This window comes from Pseudonocardia terrae (assembly GCF_021343995.1).
GTDB classification, from domain to species: Bacteria; Actinomycetota; Actinomycetes; order Mycobacteriales; family Pseudonocardiaceae; genus Pseudonocardia; species Pseudonocardia terrae.
Genome location: NZ_JAJTTE010000104.1, coordinates 1 through 9,356 on the forward strand (window position 1 = coordinate 1; position 9,356 = coordinate 9,356).

Genomic DNA, 9,356 nt, shown 5'->3' on the forward strand with positions numbered 1-9,356 from the left:
ACAAAGGCGAGGACCGCCCCGACCCACCCCTGATCGTCTGGCGACCCCCGACCCCACCCGAAGAGCCCCGACCCCCACCCCCACCGGCCAGGGACCTCGACGAACCTCCTCCGTTCTGAGAGAGGTGCGCGTGATCGCGGGCTCTTCGGGCGGAGTCCGCTCGAACCGACTCCGACCGGCCCGCTCCTCCTTCGAGCGGGTCGGCGGACGACCGTGCCCGCCAGTCGTTGGTCGGCCGGACCGCCGCTCCCTAGAGCGGCCAGGCTTGAGCAGCCCAACGACAGCTCTCCGGGGCGCGCGGCCTCGTTCACCCAGCACCCGTGAACCTCACCCGTTGTCGGACTGCGACGTGCGCTCCGGTAGGTAGGGCTGGATGGCAGAGGCGAGCTTCTCCGCGGTCATCGACTGGAGCCAGACGTGGCCGGGACCGTGGATCTCGGCCAGCAGCAGCGAGTCCCCGAAGATCTTGTTCTTCACCCCGCGCACCGAGCTGAACTGCAGCTCCATACCGGCGCGGTAGAGCGCCAGGTGACCGGGGTGGATCAGCATCGACTGCCCGGCCGAGATGTCGTACTCGGTGATCTCGCCGGCCAGCTGTACCCAGGCGACGCCGTCGCCCGACAGCTTCTGGAACACCACGCCCGCGCCCCCGAAGATCCCGGCGCCGAGCTTCTTCTGCAGCCCGACCGACACCTCGACCTTCGCGGTGCTGGCCATGTAGGCGCCGGACTGCACCATGAACTCGTCGGCGGCGTCGACGCGCAGCTCCCGGATCGTGCCCGGCAGGTCGGTCGCGAAGGCGACGAACCCGCCGTTCTGCGGCGCCGTGTACTCGGTGAGGAACAGCTGCCCGCCGCCGAGTGCGCGCTTGAGACCGCTCATGAAGCCGCCCCGGCCGCCCGAGCCGAACCGGGTCGACGTCTCGAGGTCGAATCCGGAGGACAGCCAGGCGACGTCCCCGCCCTCGGCGATCACCTGCTCGCCGGGACCCATGGTGATCTCCAGGACGGGCATCGTCGTGCCCATGATCCGGGTCTGCATGGCAGGAACGTAGAGGGGGCGCAGCGGCGCCGGAAGGGGCTCGATCGCCCGAGGACCAGGGCCGAAAGGCGGCAGTCGGGCGGCGATCCGGCGCAGTACCGTGCCCGCCCCGTTCACGGTTGCCCCTCGAGGAGGCCTCGATGACCACGACGGCTGCGGGCTCACGCAACGAGACGGCGCTCGCCCGGGCCGTCGAGCGCTGGAACGCCGGCGATCTCGACGGCTACCTGGAGATCTACGCCGAGGGCATCCGGCTGCACGGGATGTCGCCGGAGCCGCTGGACGCGCAGGGCGTGCGCGCGGCCTACGAGAACCTCTTCGCAGCGTTCCCGCGGAACCACCTGGAACTGCATGAGACGTTCAGCGCCGGTGACCGGCTGACCTGCCGCTTCACCCTCACGGGCCGGCACGACGGCGACTACATGGGCATCCCCGCGACCGGGCGTGACATCGCCCTCTCCGGCATCACGATCCTGCACTTCCAGGACGGCCTGTGCGTCGAGCGCTGGGTCTGCGCCGACACGCTCGGGCTCCTCGTCCAGCTCGGGGCGGTGCCCCCGCCGTCCTGACGCCCACCGGCGGAAACCGGGCCCCGTCAGGAGGTGGCCGGCGTGTTCCCGAACGCGGTCCTGACGGCGAACACCCCGAGCAGGCTGCCGGCGATCCACCGCTGGACGGTCATCGCCCGCGGGCGCGCCGCCAGGAAGCGGGCGACCGACGCGGCCGCGAGGACGATCAGGGCATTGACGGTGATGGCGACGACGATCTGGACCGCCCCGAGCTGGAGGAACTGTGTCCACGCCGCCCCGCCGGCCGGATCGACGAACTGGGGCAGCAGCGCCGCGTACAGGAGCGCGATCTTCGGGTTGAGCAGGTTCGTGAGCAGCCCCATCCCGAACAACCGCCGGTCCGAGGCCGGCTCCAGGCTCCGGGCCTCGAACGGGGAGCGGCCGCCCGGCCGCAGCATGCCCCAGGCGAGCCACGCGAGGTACAGGGCTCCGGCGATCTTCACCGTCGTGTAGGCCGCCGGCACCGCCGCGAACAGGGCGGACAGCCCCGCCGCCGCGACCAGGAGGTAGCACAGGAACCCGACCGCCGTCCCGGCCAGGGACACCAGCCCGGCGCGCCGGCCCTGAGAGATCGCCCGGGACACCAGGTAGATCATGTTCGGCCCCGGCGTGAGGACCATGCCGAGGGCGACCGCGACGACGCCGAGACCGGCGGACAGATGGATCACGACCCGAGTTCCCTCCGACATGCAACTCCCGCCACACAAGCACGCCGCTCGCGCGATCACCACGCATTTGCCGGCCGTCGCCGGCTCCCCGATCTGACGGACGTCAGGGTGCGTCGGGAGCAGAGGAGGGCGAGAGGAGGGGGAAACCCGCCAGAACCTGCTGCAGGTGCACGACCTGCCGGGGGAAGAACTCGGCGATCGTGAGGCCGACGACGTCGGAGGCCGCGGTCACGTCGGCGACGAGGCGCCGGACCTCCCCGCTGGTGAGGCCGTCGGGCACGGCTCCGAGCCCGAGCACGATCTCGTTGCTGTCGACGGTGTCCACGTCGAAGTGGATCGCGACGTGCGTGCACCCGGTGCCGGCCAGCCAGCGCAGGAGCGGTTCGGTCGAGGCGCGGAGCTCGTCCGGGGCGAAGGTGCGGATGCCCCACTCGGCGACGTTCGGGAAGTCGTCCTCGGTCCACGCGTGCAGCCCGACCAGTGCGACGCGGGCGGGGTCGACGGTGGCCGGCAGCAGGGCGAGGACATCCGGGCCGGCGTGGCCGGTCAGGGCGGCGACGGCCATGGCGTGGAAGCCGGGGTACCGGCTGGCCGGGGTGCCGATGTCCGGGTGCGAGTCGATCCAGAGGATCGCGAGGTCGTCGCAGTACCGCCGGGCCAGGGAGGAGAAGGGCGCGACGCTGACGGCGCACTCCCCGCCCAGGGTGACGATCCGCGCCGGTGCGTGCCGGCCGATCACCTCCAGGGCGCGCACGAGCTGGTCGACGACGACCGCCTTCGCCTCGATGCCGTCCGCCGTGTCGAGTCCCTCGTCGCCCATGGTGACGGGGGCGGTGGCGGTGGGCCCGACATGGGGCGGCAGCACGGCGTCGAGGACCGCCGAGACGACCGCGTACCCGCGGCGGGCGACGTCGAAGGGGAACTCGGACGCGAGCTCGCGGACGCTCGACGTGCCGGCGCCCTGCCACTGTGGGCAGAGCAGCCGCAGCGTGTCGCCGTCGCCGGCTGTGCTGTGGGCGGACGAGGCCGGCATGGGTCGTGCTCCTCACTCCGGGTCGGGCGACGGTACCGCTCCCGGCGACGACCAGCGCCTGCTCCGCCCTCGCCGGACCGACTCGAGCGGGTCGTCCCCACGGTGCGTCCGCACACCCGCACCTCGAGGAGGGCACGAGCGACGCCACGGCCGCACCCTGATCCCGAACGGTGCCGGGCCCGAGCGTCACCCCGGGCCGTCGGGATGGGCGAGGTCGTAGGCGCGGGAGAGCTTCCGGGGCACGACCATGCGCCAGGCGTCGACGACGAGCTCGCGGGCCTCGGTCGGGTCGAGTGCCGCGAGGTCGGCGTGGACCCAGTTGAAGCGCATGTCCGACGCCGACGGCATCTGGAACCTGTCCGGCTCGCTCGTCACGAGCGCCGCCCGCTCCTCCTTGGGGAACGCGAAGCCCATCACGGTCTCGTCGAGGGAGAACGCCACGTAGACGATCTGCTTCACGCGGAACTTCAACCTGCCGTGCACGTACACCTGGTACGAGCGCTCCAACGCGGCGCCCAGCGGCCGGACGTCCTCGATCACCGCCATGGTCGGTACCCCTCGGTCACGGCGCGGGCCGGACCGCCGCTCCGTACCCGCACCCCGACCTGCTTCGTCCCGTCCATCGCGATCCACCTCCTGTGTCGTGCACACAGGACTGCGACGGCGGGCATATGCCATCGGTCGCGTTTCGAGACGGGCACGCCGACCGGCTCGTACGCCGGTTCGGATGGTCCGCCTCAGGCCTTTGCTCGGGTCGGGTGCCTTTCCATGAAGCCTGCAGCGATGGTGGCGAGAGTCGCCGGGTCGCGCAGCGGGAGGAGATGGTCGGCGCCGGGGGCGGTCGTGATCTCCGCGCTCGGCAGCATCTCCGCCAGGCCGGCGACGACGCCGTGGACCAGGGGCGGGCTCGCACCTCCCTGGACCAGGAGAACCGGCTGGGCGATACGGGACGCATCGGACGCCCCGAAGCTCCACTCTCGGACAGCGGGGCCCTCGTCACGGAAGAAGAATCCGCAGTCACGTTCCGCCTGCTCCAGGCCGCCCGGGCCGAGGGCCTCGACGAGCACGGTGCGGTAGTCCTCCGCGCAGACCCTGCGCATGAAGGTGTCGAATGCGGTGGCCAGGTCACCCGCAGCGACCGTTGCCGCCACGGATCTGACGAACTGTCCGAAGTCGGCCGCCGCCGCCGGAGAGAGGAGGCACGGCGCTGCCGCGGGCTCGACGAGGACGAGGCTTCGCACGAGACCCGGGCGGTCGAGGGCGAGCTGGAGCCCGATCAGGGAGCCGGAGGAGTGCGCGAGGACATGGGCCTGCTCGACGCCGAGGCTCTCCAGCACCGCGGCCCAGTGTGAGGCGTGGTCGGCGAGCGTCAGATGTCGGGTGGGGGCCGGCGCCGTCGAGTCGTATCCGGCGCGAGTCGGCCCGACGCGGCGGAACGCCCGGAGTGCAGGGTCCTGCGAGACCGCGGGGAACCACGCCGCGAAGACGCCGGCGTGGATCAGCAGGACGGCCTCACCGTTGCCGCGATCGCTGAACTCGACCGTCTCCTCGCCGATGTCCAGCCGATGCAGACCAGCGCTCGTCATCGTGACTCCCGCCTTCCCCCGAGCGTTCTCGCGCCGGCGCCACTCGGGCGTTACCAGTGCTGCGCCTGATCGAGAGCTCCTGTCGTCTGCTGCCGGCCTCATTTCAGGTGCCGGGCGAAGAACCGGCTCCCGTCGTCCCCCTCGAAATGCGGGACGCCGGTGTGCCCGCCCATATTGGCGTGCAGCGTCTTCTCCTTGGTGCCGAACGCGTCGAACAGGTCCAGGGCCATCTGCCGGTCGTTCCCTTCGTCGTCCCACTGCAGCAGGACCAGCAGCGGATTGGTGATCTGCCGGGCCTCCTCGAACAGGGCGCGGGGCACGAAACTCCCCGCGAACAGAACGGCGGCCGCGATGCGCGGCTCGACCACCGCCAGCCGGATGCCGATGGCGATCACGCCTCCCGCGTACCCGACCGGGCCGCCGATCCCGGGCAGCGGCAGGAGGGCGTCCAGGGTGGCCCGCCATTCCGGGACCGCCTCGTCGACCAGCGGGAGGACGAGCCGGTCGACGATCTCGTCGTCGACCGGCTCGCCGGCCTCCAGCGCCCGGCGCAGGTCGGCGCGGGCCTCCTCGGCGGCGGAACGCGGCCGGTCACCGCTCCCGGGGAGCTCGATGGTGGCCGCGGCGAAGCCCTCCGCCACGGAGTGCCGGGCCCGAGCCACCAACCGGGGGTACATCCTGTGCAGTCCGCCGGGGTGGCCGAGCAGGATCAGCGGCGCCGGTGCGGAGGCGGATCCGGGCGTCCACAGGATGCCGGGGATCTCGCCGAGGGTGAACTCGCGTTCGAGGACGCCGTCGTCGAGGCGCTGTTGGGAGGTGAATCGCATGGTCGTGCCCTTCGGGAGTGCTCGTGAACGGCGCTCCCGGACGACCTATCGCCCGACCGTGACCCCGGAGGGGAGCACCCATGTCGCTACTGCGTTCACGGGTATCACCTCCTCGTTCTCTCACACGGCCTCCGGGAAGCTAGCAGTGGTCCCCGTGGTCCACCAACGGGATAACGCGGAGACCTGCCGAGGAGCGTGCCCCTCGTGGTCGCCGGGACAGATCCATCCCACCGACACCGATGAGTTCGTGACCTTCGCCGGGTCGTCACCGGCATGAGCGAAACCGATGCCGGCCTGGGCAAGGTCGTCGTGAACAGGGCGATGTCCCTGGACGGCTTCATCGCCGGCCCCGACCACGTGATGGACTGGATCTTCGAGTACCTGAAGAGCGACACGTTTCCGGAGGTCATGCAGGCCACCGGCGCGATGCTGGTCGGCCGGGGCACCCACGAGGTCAGCAAGCGGATGTTCGCCGGAGACACCGACTACGACGGGGGGCCGGTGTTCGTCCTGACGCACCGGCCGCCGGACGAGCCGGAGCACGGGGTCACCTTCCTCACCTGCGACCTCGGGGAGGCCGTCGCCACGGCGCGCGCCGCCGCGGGTGGGAAGAACCTGGAGATCCTCGGAGCCGACCTGGCCAGTCAGTGCCTGCAGCACGGTCTCGTCGACGAGGTCCTGGTGTACGTCCTGCCCGTGCTCCTCGGGGACGGCGTGCGTTTGTCGACCTCGGGGCTCGGCAGGATCGACCTCGAACCGTTCGACAACAGGCAGTCGGGTTCCGTGACGATGCTCCGCTTCCGCGTGCGGAAGTAGGTGTGCGCGGCGCGGTGCCCCCGGTGGGACTCGAACCCACACTGTGACCCTTTTAAGGGGCCTGCCTCTGCCGTTGGGCTACGGGGGCCCGTCCGCAGCCTAACGACGGGCCGGCCGGAGAACGCCGACGGCGCCCGCCCCCGGTGAAGGGCGGGCGCCGAGCGCCGATCAGCCGGTGCCGGGTCAGCTGGCCTTGGCGTCGGCCTCCTGGGCGACCGTCGGGGGCAGCGGGGTCACCGTGCCGCCGGCGATCCGGCTGAACTCCGCCTTCGGCTCGTGGATCTGGCCCAGCGCCACGACCTCGCGGCCCATGAGCAGCGCGGTGGTCCAGTCCATGACGATCCGGAAGCGGCGGTTCCACGTGGGCATGCGGCTCACGTGGTAGGTGCGGTGCATGAACCACGCCGGGAAGCCCTTGAGCTTGATCCCGTAGATCTGGGCGACGCCCTTGTACAGGCCGAGGCTCGCGACCGAGCCGGCGTAGCTGTGCTTGTACTGCTTCATCTCGTACCCGCGCAGGTACGCGACGATGTTGTCCGCCAGGACCTTGGCCTGCCGGACGGCGTGCTGCGCCGACGGGCTGGTGCGGGCGTTCGGGTCGTCCTTGGTCAGGTCGGGGATCGACGCGCAGTCGCCCGCGCTGAACACGCCCTTCAGCCCGTTGACGGTGAGGTCGGCCGCGCACTCGACGTGCCCGCGGGAGCCGCGGGGCAGGTCGGTCTGGTCCAGCATCGGGTTCGGCTTGACGCCGGCGGTCCAGACGATGGTGTCGGCGTCGAACTCACTCCCGTCCGAGAGGACGACGTGCCCGCCGACCATCGACTCGACGCGGGTCTCGAGCAGCACCTCGATGCCGGCGTCGAGCAGGCGGCGCACGGTGTACGCGCCCATCTTCGGGCCGACCTCGGGCATGATCCGGTCCATCGCCTCGACGAGGACCCAGCGCAGGTCGCCCGGCTCGATGCCCTCGTAGTACCGGGTCGCGTAGCGGGCCATGTCGGCCAGCTCGGCCAGCGCCTCGACGCCCGCGTACCCGCCGCCGACCACGACGAAGGTCAGCAGCCGGCTGCGCAGCACCGGGTCCGCGGTGGTCGACGCCGCGTCGAGCCGCGACAGCACGTGGTTGCGCAGGTAGATGGCCTCGCCGACGGTCTTGAAGGCGATGCCCTGCTCGGGCAGGCCGGGGACCGGCAGGGTCCGGGCGACCGAGCCGGGGGCGACGACCAGGACGTCGTACTCCAGCCTGGTGGTGTGCCCGGCCGCGGTCTGCACCGTGACCTGCTTCTGGGCGTCGGAGACGGCGGTGACCCGCCCGGTCACCACGCGGCAGCCGCGCAGCACCTTGTGCAGCGGGACGACCACGTGCCGCGGCTCGATCGAGCCGGCCGACGCCTCGGGGAGGAAGGGCTGGTAGGTCATGTGCGACTGAGGGTCGACGACCGTGATGTCGGCCTCCCCGCGGCGCAGCTTCTTCTGCAGCCGCAGAGCGGTGTACATGCCGACGTAGCCGCCACCGACCACGACGATTCGTTGAGCGTGCGCCATACCCACATTCGTACCCCGAAGACGTAAGCCCGACCGCCGGATCCGACGTGATCTGCGTCAGACCGGGTGTGAGTTCACCGACAGCCCTGCCGCACGCGCCGCGGCGGCGAGGACCTCCTCCAGCATCGCCGGGGTGAGGCGGCCGGTGAAGGTGTTCTGCTGGCTCACGTGGTAGCTGCCGAACAGGTGCACCGTCGACGCGGGCCGCACCGACGCCAGCTCGACGTGCGCCCCGTGGCCGAAGCGCGGGCGCGGCCGCGGGATCGTCCAGCCGTGGTCGGCGAGCACCGGCAGCAGCGCCTGCCAGCCGAAACCCCCCAGGACGAGGACGGCGCGCAGGGTCGGGCGGAGCAGCTCGATCTCCGCGTCGAGCCAGGGCCGGCAGGTGTCGCGCTCGGCCGGGGTCGGTTTGTTCTCCGGCGGGGCACACTTCACCGGCGCGGTGATCCGGGTGCCGATCAGCCGCAACCCGTCGTCGCGGTGCACGGCGATCGGCTGGTTCGCGAGGCCGACGGCGTGCATCGCCGCGAAGAGGACGTCGCCCGAGCGGTCCCCGGTGAAGATCCGCCCGGTCCGGTTGCCGCCGTGCGCGGCCGGGGCGAGCCCGACGACCAGCAGCCGCGCGTCGGGCGGGCCGAGCCCGGGGACGGGCCGGCCCCAGTACTCCCAGTCCCGGAAGGCCGCGCGCTTCTCCCGCGCCACCTTCTCCCGCCACTCGACCAGCCGCGGGCACGCCCGGCACTCGGTGACCCGGGCGTCGAGCTCGGCCGAGGTCGGCGCCGCCGGGGCCGCGCGCCGGGGCCAGTCCGGCGCCGACACCTCGCTCGGCGCCGTCCCGCCCCCGGGTCCGCTCACGCGATCGATCGCGCGATCCCGTCAAGGATGTCGTGCTCGGAGACCACGAGCTTGCCGATGCCGGCGCGGGAGTGCAGCTCGTCCGCCAGCGCCTCGACGACGAGGGCGCCCGCGCCGATGACGTCGACCCGGCCGGGGTGCAGGGCGCCGAGCTTCTCGCGCTCCGGACGCGGCGAGGTGATCAGCATCTGGGCGACCCGGTGGACGTCGTCGCGGGTCAGCGTCGACAGGTGCACGGCCTCGGGGTCGTACTCCGGCAGGTCCTGGCTGATCCCCGAGAGGGTGGTGATCGTGCCGGCCACACCGACCCAGCACTGCACGCCCTCGACCGGCACCGCCGCGAACGCCTCGTCGAGGATCTCGCGGGCGAGCGCCCGGGCCTTCTCGACGTCGTCGGGCGCTCGCCCGCGAGATCC

At 72.0% G+C, this 9,356-nt stretch carries 11 protein-coding genes and 1 tRNA gene; 2 read left to right on the top strand and 10 right to left on the bottom strand.

The genetic code is table 11. The features are described 5' to 3' along the window. Window positions 1-327 precede the first annotated feature (327 nt). Window positions 328-1,041, bottom strand: coding sequence for a TIGR00266 family protein (locus LWC33_RS33755; protein ID WP_233308777.1), 714 nt, complete (start codon window positions 1,039-1,041; stop codon window positions 328-330). A gap of 140 nt (window positions 1,042-1,181) precedes the next feature. Between LWC33_RS33755 and LWC33_RS33760 the strand changes: the two genes are divergently transcribed. After that, window positions 1,182-1,610: an ester cyclase gene (locus LWC33_RS33760; protein WP_233308778.1), complete on the top strand. Its 429-nt coding sequence runs from the start codon at window positions 1,182-1,184 to the stop codon at window positions 1,608-1,610. 26 nt (window positions 1,611-1,636) lie between these two features. Here the strand turns inward: LWC33_RS33760 and LWC33_RS33765 are convergent, their stop codons facing one another. From LWC33_RS33765 to LWC33_RS33785, 5 genes are all read right to left on the bottom strand, one after another. Then, window positions 1,637-2,278, bottom strand: coding sequence for a LysE family translocator (locus LWC33_RS33765; protein ID WP_233308779.1), 642 nt, complete (start codon window positions 2,276-2,278; stop codon window positions 1,637-1,639). 103 nt (window positions 2,279-2,381) lie between these two features. Continuing rightward, window positions 2,382-3,311: an arginase family protein gene (locus tag LWC33_RS33770; RefSeq protein WP_233308780.1), complete on the bottom strand. Its 930-nt coding sequence runs from the start codon at window positions 3,309-3,311 to the stop codon at window positions 2,382-2,384. Between the two features lie 186 nt (window positions 3,312-3,497). After that, window positions 3,498-3,857 (bottom strand): MmcQ/YjbR family DNA-binding protein, encoded by a 360-nt coding sequence (locus LWC33_RS33775; protein WP_233308781.1) that lies wholly within the window; start codon window positions 3,855-3,857, stop codon window positions 3,498-3,500. Window positions 3,858-4,048: 191 nt separating this feature from the next. After that, the gene (locus LWC33_RS33780) at window positions 4,049-4,897 is read right to left on the bottom strand and encodes an alpha/beta fold hydrolase (protein ID WP_233308782.1); all 849 of its coding nucleotides are present in this window, start codon (window positions 4,895-4,897) and stop codon (window positions 4,049-4,051) included. 98 nt (window positions 4,898-4,995) lie between these two features. Beyond that, window positions 4,996-5,724, bottom strand: a complete 729-nt coding sequence (locus LWC33_RS33785; protein WP_233308783.1) for a dienelactone hydrolase family protein — start codon at window positions 5,722-5,724, stop codon at window positions 4,996-4,998. Window positions 5,725-5,997: 273 nt separating this feature from the next. Between LWC33_RS33785 and LWC33_RS33790 the strand changes: the two genes are divergently transcribed. Further along, complete coding sequence (locus LWC33_RS33790) at window positions 5,998-6,540, top strand: dihydrofolate reductase family protein (protein ID WP_233308784.1); 543 nt, start codon at window positions 5,998-6,000, stop codon at window positions 6,538-6,540. A 15-nt stretch (window positions 6,541-6,555) separates the two neighbouring features. Here LWC33_RS33790 and LWC33_RS33795 read toward each other — a convergent pair. The 4 genes from LWC33_RS33795 to LWC33_RS33810 form a co-directional block, all read right to left on the bottom strand. Further along, a tRNA-Leu gene (locus tag LWC33_RS33795) sits at window positions 6,556-6,628 on the bottom strand. A 95-nt stretch (window positions 6,629-6,723) separates the two neighbouring features. After that, on the bottom strand, window positions 6,724-8,085 hold the full coding sequence (locus tag LWC33_RS33800) for an NAD(P)/FAD-dependent oxidoreductase (RefSeq protein WP_233308785.1): 1,362 nt from the start codon (window positions 8,083-8,085) through the stop codon (window positions 6,724-6,726). A gap of 57 nt (window positions 8,086-8,142) precedes the next feature. Continuing rightward, window positions 8,143-8,904 carry a uracil-DNA glycosylase gene (locus tag LWC33_RS33805; protein ID WP_308191053.1) on the bottom strand — a complete coding sequence of 254 codons (762 nt, stop codon included), beginning with the start codon at window positions 8,902-8,904 and terminating at the stop codon, window positions 8,143-8,145. A gap of 32 nt (window positions 8,905-8,936) precedes the next feature. Further along, on the bottom strand, window positions 8,937-9,356 hold a 420-nt coding region (locus LWC33_RS33810), incomplete at its 5' end, for a Ppx/GppA phosphatase family protein (protein ID WP_443720192.1).

Bases quoted from the DNA above. Each gene is read 5' to 3' on its own strand.
- LWC33_RS33755 (WP_233308777.1), bottom strand. From the start codon at position 1,041: ATGCAGACCCGGATCATGGGCACGACGATGCCCGTCCTGGAGATCACC.
- LWC33_RS33760 (WP_233308778.1), top strand. From the start codon at position 1,182: ATGACCACGACGGCTGCGGGCTCACGCAACGAGACGGCGCTCGCCCGG.
- LWC33_RS33770 (WP_233308780.1), bottom strand. From the start codon at position 3,311: ATGCCGGCCTCGTCCGCCCACAGCACAGCCGGCGACGGCGACACGCTG.
- LWC33_RS33775 (WP_233308781.1), bottom strand. From the start codon at position 3,857: ATGGCGGTGATCGAGGACGTCCGGCCGCTGGGCGCCGCGTTGGAGCGC.
- LWC33_RS33780 (WP_233308782.1), bottom strand. From the start codon at position 4,897: ATGACGAGCGCTGGTCTGCATCGGCTGGACATCGGCGAGGAGACGGTC.
- LWC33_RS33785 (WP_233308783.1), bottom strand. From the start codon at position 5,724: ATGCGATTCACCTCCCAACAGCGCCTCGACGACGGCGTCCTCGAACGC.
- LWC33_RS33790 (WP_233308784.1), top strand. From the start codon at position 5,998: ATGAGCGAAACCGATGCCGGCCTGGGCAAGGTCGTCGTGAACAGGGCG.
- LWC33_RS33800 (WP_233308785.1), bottom strand. From the start codon at position 8,085: ATGGCGCACGCTCAACGAATCGTCGTGGTCGGTGGCGGCTACGTCGGC.